Below are 19712 nucleotides of genomic sequence, written 5' to 3' on the forward strand. Positions count from 1 at the left end.
CGACGATCCCGGAGGGCAAATCTTGACCATCAAAAACGCTATTACCCTTGGTGCATGTTTCCTGGCGTTGTCCGGCTGCGGCACCGCTGTCACGGTGTTGCAGGACGACGCGGCTGCCACGCGCGGCCTGCGCAAACAGAAAACCTACTGTCAGTCGATTCCGCGCCTCTACAGCGGGCTTGCCCATGATTTCTGCCTGCTGCACGCGCCGCCCGACCCTACCGGCATTCTGGTGCCGGTCGTCCTGCTCGACCTGACCCTGTCCGGCGTCTTCGACACGGCGTTTTTGCCGTATACGATCTATCGCCAGGCGGTGGACGGGAATATCAGTATTTATTGGCGACCAGGCCGTGGATAGGCCCATGGACAAGGGTTCTGTGGGTTGAACGACATGGGGCAATTCGCACAGGGTCATTCCCGCCACGTTTACGCTATAATCCCGCCCTTTAGCTGTCTCTCGCCCGGTGCGAGGGCACATCATTTTTCAAGGCGCATCGCGCCTGAATGCAGACTAAAGAGGCTAGACCCCTGTGGCATTGACGATTCTTGGCCTGTCCGGCGCCCTTAGCCATGATCCTTCAGCAGCCTTGTACATCGACGGCAAGCTGGTCGCGGCGGCTGAGGAAGAGCGCTTCGTACGCGATAAACATGCAAAGAACCGCATGCCCTACGAATCGGCGAAGTTCTGTCTGGAGCAGGCCGGCATCAAGCCGTCCGACGTTGACGTGGTGGCGATTCCGTTCGCCCCGATCAGCATTTTCGGCAAGGCTCGCTGGCAGTACGCCAAGCGTTACTGGTACGCCCCGGACCGTGCACTCGACGCCATCCTGATGGGCAACCGTCGCTACAAGCGCTATCGCAACAAAATCGTCTGGTGCCTGGAGCAACTGGGCTTCGATCCGAAGAAAATCAAGATCGAGCCGGTTGAACACCACCTGGCCCACGCTTCCAGCGCCTACCACTGCTCGGGTTTCAAAGAGAAAACCGCGATCCTCGGCATCGACGGCAAGGGCGAGTACGCCACGACCTTCTTCGGTTATGGCGAGAACGGCAAGATCCACAAGATCAAGGAATTCTTCGATCCGGACTCCCTCGGCGGCCTGTATGGCGCGATCACCGAGTTCCTCGGTTTCGACATGCTCGATGGCGAGTTCAAGGTCATGGGCATGGCGCCGTACGGCGACGCCAGCAAATACGATTTCTCGCGCCTGGCCTCGTTCGAGAACGGCGAGCTGGTGATCAATACCGATTACGCCAACGTGATCGGCCTGCGTCGTTATAAAGAGAAGGGCAAGGGTTACTACTTCTCGCCGAAGCTGATCGAGTGGTTGGGTCCGAAGCGCGAAGGCGACATCGCCGACGAGCCGTACATCCACTACGCCGCCAGCATTCAGGCGCTGTTCGAAAAAATCGCGCTGCAGATGATCGACTACTACCTGGGCGACGTGCTCAAGGAAACCGGCAAGCTGGCCTACGCCGGTGGCTGTGCGCTGAACGTCAAGCTCAACCAGAAAATCATCGCCCGTGACGACGTCAAGGAGCTGTTCGTGCAGCCTGCCTCCGGCGATGCCGGCACCGCAGTCGGCGCAGCAGCTTATGTGTCCAACGCCCGTGGCGTGCCGGTCGAGAAGATGGAACACGTCTACCTCGGCCCGTCGTACAGCAACGAAGACGTGATCGCCGCGTGCGCCCGTCACGAGAACAAACCGACCTGGCGCAAGCTCGACAACATGCCGGAGCAGATCGCCAAAATCATGGTCGATGGCAATCCGGTGGCCTGGTTCCAGGGCCGCATGGAGTTCGGTCCGCGCGCACTGGGCGGTCGTTCGATCATCGGTTGCCCGAGCGTGGCTGGCGTGGCTGACCGCATCAATCACCAGATCAAGTTCCGCGAGCGCTGGAGGCCTTTCTGCCCGTCGATGCTCGACACCGTGGCACCACAGATGATCAAGATCGATCACCCGGCGCCGTTCATGACCTTCACCTTCGAAGTGGCTGAAGAGTGGAAGACCCGCGTACCGGAAGTCGTCCACGAAGACGGCACGTCCCGGGCCCAGGTGCTCAAGCGTGAGTACAACCCGCGCTACTACGACATGATGAAGGCGCTGGAAGTGCTGACCGGCAACGGCGTATCCCTGAACACCTCGCTCAACCGTCGTGGTGAACCGATGATCTGCTCGCCGACCGACGCCCTGAACATGTTCTTCGGCTCGGATCTGCAGTACCTGATCATGGAAGACATCCTGGTGGTCAAAGAAGGCGCTAACGCTTATGACACGCTCGGCTGAACGCCATGTGCTGCAGTTCTGTCACGGCTATGACGGGCCGTTCCTGGACTGCGCGCGGCAGTACGCCAGCCTGTTCGCGGGCACCGGTTATCGGGTCACCACGGTCTTTCTGACCGGGCCGGCCGATAGCGAGGTGGCCGCGGCCTGCGCCTCCGATGAAGTGTTGTTCATGGAATACAGCTCCAAGGCCATTCGTGGCCTGAAGCTGGGCGCCATCGGCGATCTGCGCAAGATCGCCGCTTCCCGCAATTTCAGTTTCTGCATCGCCCATCGCTTCAAGCCGATCTACATCGCCTTGCTCGGCACTTCGCTGCCGGTGATTGGCGTGCATCACGCGTTTGGCGATTACCAGCGCGGTTCGCGCAAACTGTTTGCGCACATTTTCCGCAAGCGTCTGAGCCTGCTCGGCGTGTCCGATGCAGTGCGCGACGACATGCGCCGCTGCCTGCCGAAATGGCCGGCGGCGCGCATCCAGACCCTCTACAACCGCATCGATGTCCCGACGTTGCAGATGAGTCAGGTGTCCGCCCGTGAAGCCCGCGAGACCCTCGGTCTGTCGGCGGATGCATTCATTGTCGGCAACGTCGGACGTCTGCACCCGGACAAGGATCAGGCCACGCTGCTGCACGGTTTTGCTGCGGCGTTGCCCGGTCTGCCGGCCAACAGCCAGTTGGTGATTCTCGGCAAGGGCCGTCTTGAGGATGAACTCAAGGCGTTGGCCCGTGAACTGGGCGTCGGTGATCGTGTGCTGTTCCTCGGTCAGGTACCGGACGCGCGCAATTACTTCCGGGCGTTCGATGTGTTTGCCCTGAGCTCCGACCACGAACCGTTCGGCATGGTGCTGCTGGAGGCCATGGCCGCCGGCGTGCCGTTGCTGGCCACGGCGTGCGGCGGGGCGAAGGAAGTGGTCGAAGGCGTCGGGATTCTGTTTCCGCTGGGCGATGCCGAACATCTGGCCCAGGGGCTGAAACATCTGGCCGGCATGGACGAGCAGCAGCGTCGTCAATGCGCCGAGATGATGTTCGACCGCCTGCGCGAGCGCTTTTCCGACCGCGCCGTACGCGACACCTTCTGGCATTTGCCGCAAGTTACCGATCTGGCACCGAGGGGCTGATGCTCAACCGATTTCAGGGCTGGCGCGAACGTGGCTGGTCGCCCGTTGACGCCTCAACTTATGCACAGGCCTGGCAACGTTTCGGCGGCAGCGTCGCGACTCATCCCATGGTGGTCGAGCGTCTGGCGGGTCTGGCGGGCATTCCGGTGCGCTATCTGGCCTGGGAGCAGCAGGGCGAAGTCAAAGCCGCGATCCCGACCTGGGGCCGCGACCTGGCCTTGTCCAAGGACGTGCTCAAGCGCAACGGCAAGAAAGGCCTGTTCGACCTCGGCAACGCCGAACTGATCCTGCCGGCCGCCGCCGATGCCCAGGCGCCGCTGCGCCATCGTGGTCGCTACCTGTCGGCACTCAACGAAAACCGCTTCAGCGGCCTCAAGTTGCAGACCGAGCAACTGGCCATGGCCCGTACGCCCGAAGAACTGTCGAAGAAGTTTCGCTACAACCAGCGCCGTGAACTGCGCCTGCTGGAAGAGGCGGGCGGCGTGGTGCGGCCGGTCAGTGAGTTCTCGAGTGCTGAACTGGCAGCCATTTATTGCGACCTGTTCCAGCGCCGCTGGGGTTTCCCGGCCACTGGCGCGGCGCGGATGGCGGAAGTCATCGAGCTGCTGCGCGAGCTGTTGATCGGTTCGGTGATCTTCCTCAACGACGCGCCGATCGCCATTCAACTGGTGTACCGCGTCGAAGCACCGGAGTGGATCAGCGTCGAGTACATCAACGGCGGTGTCGATCCTGAAACCCGTGAATTCAGCCCCGGCAGCGTCCTGAGTTTCCTCAACACGCAAAGTGCCTGGGAACAGGCGCGAGCGCTGAACAAGCCGCTGCGCTTTTCCTTCGGTCGCGCCGACCGTGAATACAAGGATCGCTGGTGCAATCCTGTGCCGGTCTTCACCGTATGAGTCAGCCCATGAGCCGCAAACAGCAACTGCTCAAGCGTCACCGGCGCAACAAACGAATCGGCCTGCTGATCGCACTGATCGTGTTGATCGCCCTTGGCGTGCTGGTGGCCTGGTGGCTGCCGCTGGTGCTGGCGGTGCTCGGCTGGATGGCCCATGAGGCGTGGTTTGCCGATCACCTGTTCTATTCGCCGAAAGACGATTACCAATACAGCTTTCCGCCGTTCACCCCGCAGCCCAAGGTGCATTTGAACGGCGAACAGTTGCGTCTCGACGAGGGCGTGATGCTGGTGGACGACGCTACGCTGATCCTCGCTGTGAAGGTTAAAAGCAGCTGGCTGGGACGCTTCTTCGATCCGCGAGTCGAGTTGACCGGTGGCACCCATCCCGATGCGCAGACGTTCGAGCGCGGCGTCAACGGCCTGCGCTATCTGAATCTCAGCGGTCAGGCGCAGGCCCTGTCGCAAGGCCAGTTGCGCCTGCGCGGGCGCTTTTGCCGGGTGTCTGGCGAGCCGGTGCTGTGGGCGCTGGAGCAGCCGGACTACCGCCAGCAGCGGGTGATGGTCATCGCCCCGCACGCCGACGATGCCGAACTGGCCGCCTACGGTCTGTACAGTCAGGCCAAGGAAGCCTGGATCGTGACCCTGACCGCCGGCGAGATCGAAGCCGAACACTATCGACAGATGGGCCTGAACAAGGTCGAGGCGGCGCGGCTCAAGGGGCGTCTGCGCGCCTGGGACAGTCTGGCCGTACCGCGCTGGGCTGGCGTGCCGCAGGAACACTGCGTGCAGCTCGGGTATTTCTGCCTGCAACTGGCGGCGATGCAGGCTGCGCCGAATCAACCGGTGGGCTCGCGGGAAGCCGATCTGAACGACACGCGGATGTTCCGTCAGCTCAATCCGTTTGCCTTGCCCGGCGATGCCGATGGCGCGCCGACCTGGAACAATCTGCTGGCCGACCTGCGTGACGTGCTGTTGCGTGCGCGCCCGGATGTGATCGTGCTGCCGCACCCGACGCTCGATCCGCATCCCGATCACATCTGCGCCCAGGAAGCCGTGCTGGAAGCCTTGCGTGGCCTTGACTGGCAACCGACCCTGCTCGGTTACGCCAACCACTTGCACGACAACGACCGCTGGCCGATGGGCGACAGCGGGGAGGGCATCGCCTTGCCGCCGACGTTCGAGGCGACCCTCGCAATGCAACCGCTGTGCCTGCCGCTGTCGATCGAACTGCAACGGGACAAGGCCATGGCGCTGGGCATGATGCATGACCTGCAACCTCCCGCGCCGTTCAAGCGTCGCCTGCGCCGGTTGTTTCAGCGACTGCTGGCCGGTCGGCGTCCGTCGGTCTACGGCGAGAACGAATTTTTCCGCAAAGCGGTCAGGCGCCAGGAGTTGTTCTGGGTACTGAAGCAGAGCGAAACAGGGGCGACGGGATCGCCCCAGGGAGAGGTATGAGTCAACGCGCAAAGGTGCTGCAGCTGCAGCCCGACTACAACGTCAAATCCCATGATTTCGCCGACCTCGCCGAACAGATCGTCAAGGCACTGCCAACCGATCGTTACGAAGTGACCGCCGCCTTCCTGCGCGGCAAGCCCGGGCCGGGCGAAGCCGTCAGCCGGGCCGACCGCTCGGTGTATTTCGAGTTTTCCGACAAGTCCCTCAAAGGCATGCGTCTGCGGGCGATGTGGCAGCTGTACAAGTTCTGCCGCCGGGAAAAGTTCGACGTGGTGATCTGCAACCGTTTCAAACCGGTGAACATGATGCTGACGCTCAACCGCTGGTTGAAAGTGCCATTGTGCATCGGCATTTCCCACGGCTTCGGCGAGTACGACCGCTTCTACCGTCGTCGTCAGACTCAGCGCCTGATCGACCGGCACTGGCGTTTTGTCGGCGTGTCGCCGGCGGTCAAACAGTATTTGCTGGACTGCGAATGCGGTTTCACTGACCAGAACACGTACGCAATCACCAACGCCATCGACATCGAACAGGCCGAGGGTTTGCAGCACAGCCGCGAACGTGCGCGCGAGTTGCTGGGCATCGATTCGAAGGTGCGCCTGATCGGGGCGCTGGGGCGGCTGGTGTCGGTCAAGGGCCACACTTATCTGTTGCAGGCTTTCGCCCAACTCAAAGACAAATACCCGAACACCCAGCTGGCCATCATTGGTGCCGGACGCCTGCAGGCGCCGTTGGCCGCCGAGATTGAACAGTTGGGCCTGAGCGGCCGGGCGCATCTGCTGGGCTTCAAGGAAAACGCCCTGCAATACGTGCGTGCGTTCGATATCTGGACCATGCCGTCGCTGGCCGAAGGCCTGGGTCTGGCCTTGCTGGAAGGCATGAGCGGGCACCTGCCGGTGATTGCCTCGAACGTGCCGGCCATGCTGCCGCTGATCGAAGGTGCCGGTGGCTTGTCGATCACGCCCAAGGACGTACCGAGCCTGGTTGCGGCACTGGACACCTACCTCGCGCTGTCGGATGACGAGCTCAAGGCCAAGGGTGAGCAGGCTTACCGCTATTTGCAGGAACAGCACGACATCGAAGTCTTCCGCCAGGAATACCTGAACCTGATCGACTCCGGCCTTGAGCAGGCCCGCAAGGAACAGCCATGAGCGCCGAGCAGCCCCTCGTCACCGTCATCATCGCGTCCTACAACCACGGGCCGTACATCGAGGAAAGCATCCTCAGCGTCCTGAACCAGACCTACAAGAACATCGAGCTGCTGGTGGTCGACGACGGTTCGAAGGACGACAGCGTCAAGCGTATCCAGGCCTTGCAGGAACAGCACGGCTTCGACTTCCGGGTGCAGCAGAACCAGGGCCTGACCAATACGCTCAACGGCGCGATCGCGCGGGCCAAAGGCAGCCTGATCGTACCGTTCGGTTCCGACGACATCATGTACCCGGACCGTATCGCGACACAGGTCGCTTATATGGATGGCAAGCCGGAAGTGGGCATTTGCGCCGGCAACATCGAGCTGATGGACGCCGACGGCAACCTCTACCCGGAAAAACGTCAGCGCCGGGACGTGCCGTTCCGGCGTCTGGATTTCGATGACATGTTTCTGGAGCGCAAGCCGTATCCGCCGGCACCGACCCTGATGATCCGTCGCGAGGCGCTGGACAAGGTGGGTGGCTTCGATCCGACGATTCGGCTTGAGGATCTGTACATCGAGTTGAAAATCACCCGCGCCGGTTACTTCATTGACGGCCTGAACGTGGTGATGGCGCGCTACCGCAAGCACGCCACTAACTCCTACAAGAACCACCGATTCATGATCGAAAACATCCTGCGGACCTACGCGCTGTTCAGCGATCATCCGCTGTACGACGAAGTGCGCTACAAGTCGCTCAATTCGATGTTCCTGAAAACCGCCAACCGTGACCGCAAGCTGGCGCGGGAGCTGCTGGCGCAGATTCCTTTCAAGGTCTGGAACAAGAAGACCTGGCGCGGGCTGGGCCGGTTACTGTTTTCGCCGCTGGAAAAAGACTGAGGTCGTTGTCGCTCGCATTCAGCGAGCGACTTTTTCCGCCAGTTGCTTGCTGCCTTTTTGCCGCTGGCGAATCCATTGCACCAGTTTCCTGCCCGCGTTCATGCCTGGCTGTTCGATGTAAAGGAACGTCGCGCTGCTGACCAGAATCAACAGGCACGTGCAGGCCGCCATCAACGGCAGGTAAACCCAGGCCTCCCGCGCATCGAGGTGCAGTATCAGCGGCAGGCGCTGGACCATCAGCCAGAGCACGAAACCATGGAGCAGGTAAGTGCTGTAGCTGATTTCCCCCAGCCAGCGGATGCTGCGCGGCTTCAAGGCGCCGAACAGGGTGTTGCCCGAAGCCACGATCACGAAAAACAGCGACAGCAGAAACAGCGGCGCGGTCTTGAACGCCCGGTTGAACACCGTGAAGGCCAGTGCCAGAGCCGCCAGGGCGATCACGCTGGCCAGCGTCGTGCGGCTCCAGGCCACCAGCTGCGGGCGCCGGACCCAATAAGCGGCGGCAATTCCGCCGAGAAAACTGGCCAGGAAATGCTTCTTGAGCGAATGCTCCCAACCGACCAACTGGTACAGCGCATAGATCCCGATCAGGCACAGCACCACCTGCAGCCAGTTGCCGCGATAAACGAATATCAGGGCTGCCAGTGGCAGCGCCAGATAGAAAAACACTTCATAGGCCAGCGTCCAGGTGACGTTGGAGATCAGCATGCCGGTCTGCGGATACTGGTTGACGTCGGGGCGATCGAACGTCAGCCACAACAGGCCCTGTTTGAGCAGTTGTGACAGCGGCTCCTTCAGTTGCCAGTCCTGCAGGTAGAACACGGTGACGAACACCGCCAGCATCAATGGCAGATACAGCGGATACAACCGGAACACCCGCGAAATACCAAAGGCCAGCCAGTCATGCTGACGGCCCTGGGCCAGCAGGCGACTCCAGAACAGGAAACCGGTAATCATGAAGAACAGGGCCACGCTGCCCTGGCCCAGCATCGAGTAGAAATTGCTCGGCGGAAATTCGAATACGCCCGTGCGCAGAAAGATCCAGGTGATGATCGAGTGATGCACGAATACACCGAATGCCAGATAGCCGCGAAGGCCATCGATACTGGCATAGCGGCTTTCACCCGAATGCTGCAGATGGCGTGCGATTTTCGGCACGGCTCGCAGCAGCAACGCGGCGGTGACGATGGCCAGCAGATAGGCGGCCAGCGCAATGAACGGACTGGTCTGAATCATCAATGAACCCGAGCCGGCGTGTTACCGGCCAGCACTTGCCTGTGCAGATTGTCTACGGCGGATTTCGACGCCGTTACGGCGTACCCCTGGAGCAGCGCTTCGAGGTGATCCTCGAACAGCCAGCGTTTGTCGACGGTGTAGCGTTGCATGTGGCGCAGATTACGCTGGCGCAGTGACAGGCTGAGGGGCGAAGGGTAGATCCGCAGGTCGGCCAGATCGATCAACCCGAACTCGCCATCCTCCAGCACCAGCACATTGCCCAGATGCAGCGAGCGGAAATACACGCCCTGTTCATGCAGGCCGGCCATGAATTTGCCGAAACGTTCCACCAGCGCCTGTCGCACGGCCGGCGCGGTGATGCCCTGCAAGACCTGGCGCAGGGTATGGCCCGGCAGCGGGGTGTAATGCACGGCGCTGCTGCCGTCGTCCAGGCGATACAGGTTCAGCACCTGCGGCGTGGGAATGCCCATCCGGCGCAATTGCTCGCTGTTGACGGCAAACCGCTCGGAATACGGATTGAAACTGCCCGAGGTGTACCAGCGGCGGCGACGGAACAGCTTGAGAAAGCTGCCATCGGACAGGCGCAGGACTTTGGGCCCCAACCCGTCTTCCTCGATGACCTGAGCGTCGCTGCTCAGCAGTTGCAGAGCGGATGCCGAGAGTTTCTGTACCGGTATTGTCAGGAGACGCCGGGCCCGCTGATTGATGCTCAGGGCCGCAATCAGTGCCAGCGGAATCCACAGCAGGAACCAGTGCTCCTTGGGGCGCGAAATGATCCCGCCGCCCTCGGTCAGCCCGGCACCGATGCCGAACACCAGCCAGGTCGAGGCAATGATCAGCAGTGGCTGAACCCGTAGCCGCCAACTGCTCAGCAATCCCCAGGCCTGAAAAAACAGCCAGGGCAGCATGCCGAGGATGCCGACGTAATAAAGCACGCCCAGCGCAAAGCTGTGCGGTTCCTGGAAGTTGTAACCGACACCCGGGTCAATCGCCAATGCGGCGTTGTAGCCGTGGCCGATCCATGGGTGTTCGGCAATTTTTTCCAGGGCTTGCTGCCAGATTTCGAAACGGTAGGAGTCACCGCGTTCGATGATCATCTTCGAGAACAACACCGACACGGTTGCGCCACCGACCGCCAATGTCCCCAGCAGCACCAGCGAGCGACGGTTCCAGCAAATCAGGCTCAGCCACAATGCCGCCATGGTCAGCGCCACCAGCGGGGTGCGCGAGCCCGTTCCGATCACGGCCATGAACATGATCAGCATCGCGGGGATGCTCAGCCAGTACAGTCGGCGATTCTTGCAGGTCATGCTCAGGCTGAGCCAGTAGGCACAGAAAAATCCGAACAGATGGGAGCTGAGCAACGGGTTGTCGAACGCGCCGCCGCCAATCAGGCGCGCGCCGGGTTCAGAGTGGAGCACGAATGGAATCAGGAAACTGATCGTTGCGACCAGGGCCACCAGCGCCGCGGCGAACAGTAACGGCGAAAGGATGTCGCTGCGGTAGCGAACCAGCAGGAAACAACCGGCGAACAGCATCAGGGTATGCAGCGGAGGCTTGAACATGCCGCCTATCGGTTCGTCCTGCGGACCCCAGCAAAGGCTCAGCAGTGCCCAGGCGGCGAACAGCAGCAGCGCAATGAACACCGGCTCACGCAGCATTTCCTTGAGTTCTCGCGGGCGCAGGCACAGTGCAATCAGCGTCGGAATGCTGAACAGGCCATAAAACAGCTTGTGATGAAGACTGCGACCCGGCAGGAAAAACAGCGCGCACAAGAGCAGGAAGTAGCCGATGGGAAGTATCCACAGGCTGATGAAATCGAAAATTCGATTGGACGTACTGCTGAAGCCGCGAAGTTGCATGCTGAGAGATTCAATCCTGAAGTTGATCGGCCATTTCGATGATGGCTATTTGATGCTGAAAAAGACGCCTAACAATAACAGCCTTTGGCCGATTGCCAGAACCCTGAAGAAGCTGTGCTAAAGTCAGCGTCCTTTTTATCGACTTTCGCGTGATATGACCGACTCCAGTCCCGCCGCAAGCCCTTCGAGCTTGAAAATCTACTTCCGCCTGCTCGGCTATGTCCGGCCGTACATCAGTCTGTTCCTGATCAGCATCGTCGGTTTTCTGATTTTTGCCTCGACCCAGCCGATGTTGGGCTACATCCTCAAGTACTTTGTCGACGGTCTGTCCAATCCAGAGGCCGTGCTGTTTCCGACCGTGCCTTACCTGCGCGATCTGCAACTGTTGCAGGCCGTTCCGCTGCTGATCATCCTGATCGCTGCGTGGCAGGGACTGGGCTCCTATCTGGGCAACTATTTCCTGGCCAAGGTTTCCCTGGGCCTGGTGCATGACCTGCGGGTGCAACTGTTCAACAACCTGCTGGTCCTGCCCAACCGTTACTTCGACAAGCATAACTCCGGTCACCTGATTTCGCGTATCACCTTCAACGTGACAATGGTCACGGGGGCGGCAACAGATGCGATCAAGGTCGTAATCCGTGAAGGCATGACGGTGATCTTCCTGTTCGCCTCCCTGCTGTTCATGAACTGGAAGCTGACGCTGGTGATGATTGCGATTCTGCCGCTCATCGCCGTGATGGTGCGGACCGCGAGCAAGAAATTCCGCAAGCAGAGCAAGAAGATCCAGCTGGCCATGGGCGACGTGACCCACGTGGCGTCGGAGACCATCCAGGGTTACCGAGTGGTACGCAGCTTCGGCGGTGAAGCCTATGAAGAGAAGCGCTTCTTCGATGCCAGCCAGGGCAATACCGACAAACAGTTGCGCATGACCCGTACCGGGGCCATCTACACGCCTCTGCTGCAGTTGGTGATCTACAGCGCCATGGCGATCCTGATGTTCCTTGTGCTGTACCTTCGCGGCGACGCGTCTGCCGGTGACATGGTCGCCTACATCACGCTCGCGGGTCTGCTGCCCAAGCCGATCCGTCAGTTGTCCGAAGTCAGTTCGACCATCCAGAAAGGCGTGGCTGGTGCCGAAAGCATTTTCGAGCAACTGGACGTCGAGCCGGAAGTCGATACCGGCACGGTCGAGCGCGACTCGGTCAGCGGGCGCCTCGATGTACGCAACCTGAGCTTCACCTACCCAGGCACCGAGCGTCAGGTGCTCGATGACATCAGCTTCTCGGTCGAACCGGGGCAGATGGTGGCGCTGGTGGGGCGTTCGGGCAGCGGCAAGTCGACCCTGGCCAATCTGATTCCGCGCTTCTATCACCACGACAAGGGCGAGATCCTGATCGACGGCGTCGAGGTCGAGCAGTACAAGCTGCTGAACTTGCGCCGCCATATCGCCCAGGTCACCCAGCACGTGACGCTGTTCAGCGACACCGTGGCCAACAACATCGCCTATGGCGATCTGGCCGGGGCGCCGCGTGAAGACATCGAGAAAGCTGCGCGTGATGCCTACGCGATGGACTTCATTGCGCAGTTGCCCGAAGGCCTGGACACCCAGGTCGGCGAGAACGGCGTGCTGCTGTCCGGCGGCCAGCGCCAGCGTCTGGCAATTGCCCGCGCCCTGCTCAAGAATGCGCCGTTGCTGATTCTCGACGAAGCCACCTCGGCCCTCGACACCGAGTCCGAGCGGCATATTCAGGCCGCGCTGGATCAGGTGATGAAAGGCCGCACCACACTGGTGATTGCCCACCGTCTGTCGACCATCGAGAAAGCCGACCTGATTCTGGTCATGGATCAGGGCCGGATCGTCGAGCGTGGCACCCACGACGACCTGTTGGCACAGAACGGCTACTACGCGCGTCTCAATGCCATGGGTCTCGATGCCCCGGCCGAAGACATCGCCTGATCCCGCCTCGATAACGCCGGGCGCGCCATGCGCCCGGCGATTTGTATCCAGACCTTTACCCTTCTTGACCAAATCGGCATAAAACCCGGCATCGCGCTTGTTAAGGTTCCTGAACGAACTCTGACTTCAAATCGAAGGGGCCATCTTCTTCGCGCGGGTGCAGGCATGCTGCAACGTTATCTCTGGAAATTGCTGCCCAAGCAGCGGCGGCCGTTGCCGGCACGGGATTTCTGTACGCAACGCACCCGACGTCTGGTGCGCCGGGTCTATGCACGCGACTACGAGATGCTCGGCTATGAATGAAGCATTATCGGGTTCCCTGCCAACTCCGGCCATTCGTCCCTATTTACTGACACTCCCGGCTCGGTCCCGGGCTGCGCTGAAGTCGCAGCAACCGCGCTGCCTGTGGCTGACCGGGTTGTCCGGTGCCGGCAAGTCGACACTGGCCAATGCGCTGGAGCTGCATCTGCATCAATTTGGTCTGCATACGATGGCGACAATCTGCGCAGCGGACTTTGCCGGGATCTGGGCATGGCCGAGGCCTGCCGCCGGGAAAATATCCGGCGCACCGCCGAAGTGTCGAAGTTGATGGTGGAGGCCGGGCTGATCGTGATCGTCGCGGCCATCGCGCCGTTTCGAGTCGAGCGGGACGCGGCCCGTGGGCTGTATCGGGCGGCGCGAGAAGGTCGGATCAAGGACTTTACAGGGATCGACAGTCCGTATGAGGCGCCGCTGGCCGCCGAGTGCCGGATCGATACCGATGCGGTCGAGCTGGACGATGCCTGTCATCGGCTGGCCACTTTTCTGCTCAAAAAATGAGCATGAAAGCCTGTCGCTTCATCCTGTTGCAGCCGCCGCACAAGCCTTCGCCAACCCTGTGTTAATATCGCGCCCCTGTTCATTTTGTATGTGGGTTGCTCCATGAAGTTGTCCATGCCGCGATTCGATCAAGCCCCTGTCTTGGTGGTCGGCGATGTCATGCTCGACCGTTACTGGCATGGTGGTACCTCACGGATTTCCCCTGAGGCGCCGGTTCCTGTCGTTAAAGTCGAGCAAATCGAAGACCGCCCGGGCGGTGCCGCCAACGTTGCCTTGAACATTGCCGCGCTGGGTGCGCCGGCGTCGCTGGTCGGTGTGACCGGTGACGACGAAGCCGCCGACAGCCTGAGCAACAGCCTCAAGGGGGCGGGCGTGCGAGCCTTGTTCCAGCGCATCGCGCACCAGCCGACCATCGTCAAGCTGCGGGTCATGAGCCGGCACCAGCAATTGCTGCGTATCGATTTCGAAGAACCGTTCGCCACCGACGCACTGGCCCTCGGCGCCCAGGTCGACGACCTGCTCGAAGGCATCAAGGTGCTGGTGTTGTCCGACTACGGCAAAGGCGCGCTGAAAAACCATCAGGCGCTGATCCAGGCCGCGCGTGCCAAAGGCATTCCGGTGCTGGCCGATCCCAAGGGCAAGGATTTCTCGATTTACCGAGGCGCGAGCCTGATTACCCCGAACCTCAGCGAATTCGAAGCCATCGTCGGCGGTTGCGCCGATGAGCACGAACTGGTGACCAAGGGCGCGACACTGATGCACGACCTGGATCTCGGCGCCTTGCTGGTGACCCGTGGCGAACACGGCATGACCCTGCTGCGTCCGGATCATCCGGCGCTGCATTTGCCGGCGCGGGCCCGTGAAGTGTTCGACGTGACCGGTGCCGGCGACACGGTGATTTCTACTCTGGCCGCGGCGATTGCTGCCGGCGAAGAACTGCCCCACGCGGTGGCGCTGGCCAACCTGGCGGCGGGCATCGTGGTCGGCAAGTTGGGTACAGCGGCGATCAGCGCTCCGGAACTGCGTCGCGCCATTCAGCGTGAAGAAGGTTCCGAGCGTGGCGTGCTGGGTCTGGAGCAACTGCTGCTGGCCGTGGCCGATGCCCGTGCGCACAACGAGAAGATCGTGTTCACCAACGGCTGCTTCGACATCCTGCACGCCGGCCACGTGACCTATCTTGAGCAGGCGCGAGCGCAAGGCGATCGTCTGATCGTCGCAATCAACGACGATGCGTCGGTCAGCCGCCTGAAAGGGCCGGGCCGGCCGATCAACAGCGTTGACCGGCGCATGGCGGTTCTCGCCGGTCTCGGTGCGGTGGACTGGGTCATCAGCTTCGCCGAGGGCACCCCGGAAAACCTGCTGCGCGAGGTCAAGCCGGACGTGCTGGTGAAGGGCGGCGATTACGGTATCGACCAGGTTGTCGGCGCTGACATCGTCAAAGCCTACGGCGGCACCGTCAAGGTGCTGGGGCTGGTGGAAAACAGCTCGACCACGGCGATTGTGGAAAAAATCCGCAAGTCGGAGTGATGCAAACATAAAGACCGCGTCTGCGATGACTCTCCGGAGTCACTCGCAGGCGCGGTCTTTTGCCGTTCAGGAATTCACTTTCTTGCGCGGCACGATCTTCTTCAGCAGTTGCTTCGCCTTGCCGCGCAACCGCGCCAGCCCCGTGTCCTTGGGCGGCGGTGTCAAACCCTGCTGGCGCAGCCAGTCTTTCCAGCGAATCCGCTCATCGCGCACCAGCCAGCCGTCCTGTTTGGCGAAACTCTCCGCCAGATACAGACCGCGAGTGCCCGCCGGATACAGCTGACCCTTCTTCAGCGTATACAGCTCAGGCAGCGGTTCGCCGTCCTGCAACGGCATCAAGTACAGGTCGGGGCGTTTGCGGTCGAGCCGGGCCACCAGTTGGTCGCCTTCCAGCCGTTCATCGACATGGAACAGGCTGAGGTTCTTGGCTTCCTTGGGCACGTCCAGCCGCAAGTCGTAGATCAACTGCAGGGACGCCGTCGGCAAGTGCACGTAGGCCCTCGGCCGTTCGAGCAATTGCAGATTGGCGCAGCGCACCGGCCGCGCCGAGCCGGACAGCGGCGTCAGGCGAAAGGGCAGGGCCTCGCGATAATGCAGCGCCGATGCGTACGGCGCCGGCAGCCAGGTGTCGTTGAAGCGCCCGCCGAGCCAGCCTTCCGGGGTTTCCAGCAGGCATTCTTCGGCGATCTCCTGGATCGCGGTGTGCAGCGGAATATTCAGCTCATGCGCCGGTACGTAACCGGAAATCAGCTTGAGCACGACATCGCCGCGATCCTGCCGACGTTGGCGCACCAGCACCCAGTAATCGCGATTCTGCCAGTGCAGGGTCAGGCGCACCGAGACGCCGAGGTTGGCCAGCTCCAGCGCAAAACGCTCGGCATCGGCCACGCTGACCGGTTTGCGCCGCTGCAGAGTCTGGGCGAAATTCAGCGGCATGCCGACGCTCTGGTAGGTCAGGCCTTCCGGCGTGGCTTCGACGAACAACGGCAGCGTCTTGAAGTTGCTGGGGTTCTTTCTGATGAGCGTACGCGGCATGTCGGCTCCTGCTTAAGGCCGCGAGGCGGCGTCAGTGATCACGAAGGACCTGGGCAACGGTCGCAACGTTATGGGCGAGGTGCAGCGGATTGATGGTCCCGACGATGGCACTGGCCACGCCGGGCTGGGCGAACAGCAACTCGAAGCTGGCGCGCACCGGGTCCATCCCGGGGCTCAGGCACACATGACCGCTGGCCAGGGCCTTCTTTACCAGAATGGCTTTGCCGTGGGCAGCAGCATAGTCAATGACCGCCTTCTCGTTTTGTTCGTTCAGATTGTAGGTGACCATCGCGCAGTCGCCTTGCTCCAGTGCCTTGAGGCCACCGTCGACGGTTTTGCCGGAGAAGCCGAAGCCGCGAATCTTGCCCTCGGCCTTCAGCGCCGCGAGGGTTGCGTAGACCTCGCTGTCATTGAGAATCGCCAGGTCGTTGCCGTCGGAATGCACCAGCACCAGGTCGATAAAATCCGTTTCCAGCCGTTGCAGGCTGCGCTCAACCGACATCCGCGTGTGAGCGGCGCTGAAGTCGTGGGTCGACTGGCCGTCGACAAATTCTTCGCCGACCTTGCTGACGATCACCCAGTCCTGACGCTGGCCGCGCAGCAGCGGGCCGAGGCGTTCTTCGCTGCGGCCATAGGCCGGGGCGGTGTCGATCAGGTTGATACCCAGCTCGCGCGCCTGCTTGAGCAACATGCGTGCGGCTTCGTCGTCGGGGATCTGAAAGCCGTTGGGGTATTTCACGCCCTGGTCGCGGCCGAGTTTGACGGTGCCCAGGCCGAGCGGCGAAACCAGCAGTCCGGTGCTGCCCAGCGGGCGATGCAAATCGTGCAGGGTCGGCAGGCTCATGGCAGCAGTTGCTCCCAGGCGGGAACGCCCATCGGTGGTTTTGGCAATTCTGGCAGCGGAGCAGGGTGGCTCGGCTGAATACCGTCGCGTTCCAGGGAGGCGATTACCCGGTCAGCGAAGTCCGGCGCCAGGGCCAGTTTGGTTGGCCAACCCACCAGCAGGCGACCTTCTTCGGCGAGGAAGGCATTGTCCGGACGGGTCAGGCCGGTTTGCAACGGTTCGGCGCGATCGACGCGCAGGGTCGCCCATTGCACGGTGCTCAGGTCGATCCATGGCAATAGCTGACCGAGTTCTTTCTGGGCGGTGGCGATCTGTTGCGCCGGCTCGCGCGCCACGCCTTCGGATTCGGCAATGTCGCCGCCCAGATACCAGACCCACTGACCGTCGGCTGCCGGGTGGGTGGTCACGGTAATGCGCGGCTTGGTACCGCCGCCGAGGCAATGTGCGTACAGCGGCTTCAGGCCCGGGCCCTTGGCAATGATCATGTGCAGCGGCCGGCGTTGCATGGCCGGTTGGCTCAGGCCCAGCGTGCCGAGCAGGTCGGCCGTGCCGGCACCGGCACTGAGGACAATGCGCTGGGCGCGGATCTCGCGGCCGTCGACTTTCAGGCCAACCAGCACGCCGCTTTCGAGCAACGGCTCGAGGGTCTGACCAGCGAGCAGGCCGTCGCCCGACAAATCGGCCAGGCGCTGAATCAGGCTCGGTACATCAATCACCAGTTCGGCGAGACGGTAGACCTTGCCCTTGAAGCGTTTGTCCTGCAGGGCCGGCGGCAGTTGATCGCCCTTGACCTGATCGACCCGGCCACGCACCGCTTTGCTGGCAAAGAAACTGGTGAGGTTGCCGGCCAGGGTGCCGGGTGACCACAGGTAATGGGCCTCGGACAGCAGGCGCACGCCGCTCAGGTCCAGCTCGCCGTTGCCGGCCAGGGCTTCACGCCAGCGGCGCGGCATGTCGGCGATGGCTTCCGAGGCACCGGTCAGCGCACCGTGCAGCGCGTACTTGGCGCCACCGTGGATGATGCCCTGGGACTTCACACTCTGGCCGCCGCCGAGGCTGGCGCTTTCCACCAGCACGGTCGAGAAACCCTGGCGACGCAGGCGCGCGTTCAGCCAGAGACCGGCGACACCCGCGCCGACAATCAGCACGTCGGTGGAAATTGGAGATGGCATGCAACGACCTCAGTGTTCAAGACGAGGGCGCAGTATACAGACTCGGGGAAAGGGGGGATTTGTCGATGATCAACAGAGGGAAGGCGTGAGCCCTTACAGGCGCGAGTGCTTGCAAGGGCTCAAGTCAGGATCAATGGCCGGCGGTTTTCGAGAACAGCTGAATCACCACCACGCCGAGCACGATCAGCGCCATCCCGAGCATCGCCGGGATATCCAGCTTCTGCCCATAGATGAACAGCGCGGCGACACTGACCATCACGATGCCCATGCCGGCCCATACCGCGTAGGCCACGCCCACCGGCACGCTGCGTACCACGAGGGTCAGCATCCAGAACGCGATGCCATAACCGACGATGACCAGCAGCAGCGGCAACGGCGTGCTGAAGCCTTTGACGGCTTTCATCGAGACAGTGGCGATCACTTCGGCGCAGATGGCAATGGCCAGGTAGGCGTAGGCGGTCATGGTTTGATCCTCATGTGAAACGTTGCTCTTGGGTCGGCATTCTAGAGACTCCCCAGATGCGGTAAAGTCATTACCTATCTGTTTACAAGATGGGTCGGCCTGATGAGCATGCAGTGGAATCTGGAGCAATTGCGGGTGTTTGTCGGCGTTGCCGAGCAGCGCTCGTTTTCTGCCGTGGCGCGTCAGCAACGCAAGGCGCAGTCGGCGATCAGCAGCGCGATTGCCATGCTCGAAGACGACCTCGGTGTCAGTCTGTTCGAGCGTAGCAGCGGTCGCCAGCCGGTTCTCACCGAGGCCGGGGAGGCGCTGTTGGAAGAGGCGCGGGAAGTGCTGCGTCAATGCGAGCGCCTGAATGGCCGGGCCGTGGCGATGATGCGTGGGCAGGAAGCGCAGCTGCGGGTGGCGCAGGACGAGGCGATGCCCTATCAGGCGCTGGTGGAAAGTTTTGCCGCGCTGGCCGAGCAGTTTCCCAGTCTGGAAGTCCAGCTGACCAGCGCCGCCCAGGGCGAAGTCTCGCGCAAACTGGTGGAACGCCGGGCCGATCTCGGGCTGTTGTTCTATCACGATGAAATCCCTGAAGCGCTGGAGCGCCGGGTGTTGGGCAGTGTGGAAATGGTCACGGTCTGCGGCGTCAACCATCCCTTGGCAGCGCAGGCTTACGTCACCTGCCAGCAACTGGCGCAGCATCGGCAGTTGTTGATGTCGACCCAGACCAGCATTTATCCCGGCAACGAACCGGCGAGCCCGCAGGTATGGCGCGCTGACAGTTTCTACGTGATGGCCGAATGGCTGGTGCGTGACCTCGGCTGGGCCTGGCTGCCGCGCCACGTGGTGCAGTACTCGGCGTATCAGGACCTGATGGTGGAACTGGACAGCGAATGGACGCCGCCGGCGCTGGTGGTGGAACTGGTCTGGCGCCGCGACGAACCCTTGGGGCCGGCCGCCCGCTGGCTGGCGGAGCGATTTGCCATACACCTGCGGGCGATCGGCGGCAAAAGCCGATAAACTCCGCC

Annotated in this window: 16 protein-coding genes and 2 pseudogenes; 12 read left to right on the plus strand and 6 right to left on the minus strand. The window is 61.9% G+C overall.

What is annotated here, in order from left to right; translation table 11 throughout:
* Positions 1 to 22 precede the first annotated feature (22 nt).
* From L6D81_RS17080 to L6D81_RS17110, 7 genes are all read left to right on the plus strand, one after another.
* Positions 23 to 358 (plus strand): YceK/YidQ family lipoprotein, encoded by a 336-nt coding sequence (locus L6D81_RS17080; RefSeq protein ID WP_236181163.1) that lies wholly within the window; start codon positions 23 to 25, stop codon positions 356 to 358.
* 172 nt (positions 359 to 530) lie between these two features.
* On the plus strand, positions 531 to 2288 hold the full coding sequence (locus tag L6D81_RS17085; protein WP_007952261.1) for a carbamoyltransferase family protein: 1758 nt from the start codon (positions 531 to 533) through the stop codon (positions 2286 to 2288).
* The gene (locus L6D81_RS17090) at positions 2272 to 3402 is read left to right on the plus strand and encodes a glycosyltransferase (RefSeq protein ID WP_236181164.1); all 1131 of its coding nucleotides are present in this window, start codon (positions 2272 to 2274) and stop codon (positions 3400 to 3402) included. The genes L6D81_RS17085 and L6D81_RS17090 overlap by 17 nt, the downstream gene beginning before the upstream one ends.
* Positions 3402 to 4298 (plus strand): antimicrobial resistance protein Mig-14, encoded by an 897-nt coding sequence (locus L6D81_RS17095; protein WP_236181165.1) that lies wholly within the window; start codon positions 3402 to 3404, stop codon positions 4296 to 4298. The genes L6D81_RS17090 and L6D81_RS17095 overlap by 1 nt, the downstream gene beginning before the upstream one ends.
* 8 nt (positions 4299 to 4306) lie before the next feature.
* Positions 4307 to 5752: a PIG-L deacetylase family protein gene (locus L6D81_RS17100; protein ID WP_236181166.1), complete on the plus strand. Its 1446-nt coding sequence runs from the start codon at positions 4307 to 4309 to the stop codon at positions 5750 to 5752.
* Positions 5749 to 6903, plus strand: coding sequence for a glycosyltransferase family 4 protein (locus tag L6D81_RS17105; RefSeq protein WP_236181167.1), 1155 nt, complete (start codon positions 5749 to 5751; stop codon positions 6901 to 6903). Before L6D81_RS17100 ends, L6D81_RS17105 begins: the two co-directional genes overlap by 4 nt.
* Positions 6900 to 7784 carry a glycosyltransferase gene (locus tag L6D81_RS17110; RefSeq protein ID WP_236181168.1) on the plus strand — a complete coding sequence of 295 codons (885 nt, stop codon included), beginning with the start codon at positions 6900 to 6902 and terminating at the stop codon, positions 7782 to 7784. Before L6D81_RS17105 ends, L6D81_RS17110 begins: the two co-directional genes overlap by 4 nt.
* A gap of 18 nt (positions 7785 to 7802) precedes the next feature.
* Here L6D81_RS17110 and L6D81_RS17115 read toward each other — a convergent pair whose 3' ends face one another.
* Positions 7803 to 9020, minus strand: a complete 1218-nt coding sequence (locus L6D81_RS17115; RefSeq protein WP_236181169.1) for an acyltransferase family protein — start codon at positions 9018 to 9020, stop codon at positions 7803 to 7805.
* A complete protein-coding gene (locus L6D81_RS17120; RefSeq protein ID WP_236181170.1) occupies positions 9020 to 10882 on the minus strand; it encodes a bifunctional O-antigen ligase/aminoglycoside phosphotransferase family protein in 1863 nt (620 codons plus the stop codon). Before L6D81_RS17120 ends, L6D81_RS17115 begins: the two co-directional genes overlap by 1 nt.
* Before the next feature lie 154 nt (positions 10883 to 11036).
* On the opposite strand from L6D81_RS17120, the gene msbA reads away from it, so the two are divergent.
* The 4 genes and pseudogenes from msbA to hldE all read left to right on the plus strand — a co-directional run bounded on the left by msbA (position 11037) and on the right by hldE (position 15185).
* Positions 11037 to 12839 carry a lipid A export permease/ATP-binding protein MsbA gene (msbA, locus tag L6D81_RS17125; protein WP_236181171.1) on the plus strand — a complete coding sequence of 601 codons (1803 nt, stop codon included), beginning with the start codon at positions 11037 to 11039 and terminating at the stop codon, positions 12837 to 12839.
* Between the two features lie 198 nt (positions 12840 to 13037).
* Positions 13038 to 13142: pseudogene (locus L6D81_RS17130) on the plus strand (sulfotransferase family 2 domain-containing protein); the annotation flags it as partial.
* A pseudogene (locus L6D81_RS17135) lies at positions 13135 to 13658 on the plus strand (adenylyl-sulfate kinase). The pseudogenes L6D81_RS17130 and L6D81_RS17135, both read left to right, overlap by 8 nt.
* 102 nt (positions 13659 to 13760) lie before the next feature.
* Complete coding sequence (gene hldE, locus L6D81_RS17140; RefSeq protein ID WP_007952241.1) at positions 13761 to 15185, plus strand: bifunctional D-glycero-beta-D-manno-heptose-7-phosphate kinase/D-glycero-beta-D-manno-heptose 1-phosphate adenylyltransferase HldE; 1425 nt, start codon at positions 13761 to 13763, stop codon at positions 15183 to 15185.
* Between the two features lie 66 nt (positions 15186 to 15251).
* Here the strand turns inward: hldE and L6D81_RS17145 are convergent, their stop codons facing one another.
* The 4 genes from L6D81_RS17145 to L6D81_RS17160 all read right to left on the minus strand — a co-directional run bounded on the left by L6D81_RS17145 (position 15252) and on the right by L6D81_RS17160 (position 18699).
* Positions 15252 to 16220 (minus strand): metal ABC transporter ATPase, encoded by a 969-nt coding sequence (locus L6D81_RS17145; RefSeq protein ID WP_236181172.1) that lies wholly within the window; start codon positions 16218 to 16220, stop codon positions 15252 to 15254.
* A 31-nt stretch (positions 16221 to 16251) separates the two neighbouring features.
* Positions 16252 to 17064, minus strand: coding sequence for an aldo/keto reductase (locus L6D81_RS17150; protein ID WP_236181173.1), 813 nt, complete (start codon positions 17062 to 17064; stop codon positions 16252 to 16254).
* On the minus strand, positions 17061 to 18236 hold the full coding sequence (locus L6D81_RS17155; RefSeq protein WP_236181174.1) for an NAD(P)/FAD-dependent oxidoreductase: 1176 nt from the start codon (positions 18234 to 18236) through the stop codon (positions 17061 to 17063). The genes L6D81_RS17150 and L6D81_RS17155 overlap by 4 nt, the downstream gene beginning before the upstream one ends.
* A 130-nt stretch (positions 18237 to 18366) precedes the next feature.
* Positions 18367 to 18699, minus strand: a complete 333-nt coding sequence (locus L6D81_RS17160; protein ID WP_085585270.1) for a DMT family transporter — start codon at positions 18697 to 18699, stop codon at positions 18367 to 18369.
* 102 nt (positions 18700 to 18801) lie between these two features.
* Here L6D81_RS17160 and L6D81_RS17165 point away from each other — a divergent pair, with 102 nt between their 5' ends.
* Positions 18802 to 19704 carry a LysR family transcriptional regulator gene (locus L6D81_RS17165; protein WP_236181175.1) on the plus strand — a complete coding sequence of 301 codons (903 nt, stop codon included), beginning with the start codon at positions 18802 to 18804 and terminating at the stop codon, positions 19702 to 19704.
* Positions 19705 to 19712 lie beyond the last annotated feature (8 nt).

This window comes from Pseudomonas sputi (assembly GCF_021603585.1).
GTDB classification, from domain to species: Bacteria; Pseudomonadota; Gammaproteobacteria; order Pseudomonadales; family Pseudomonadaceae; genus Aquipseudomonas; species Aquipseudomonas sputi.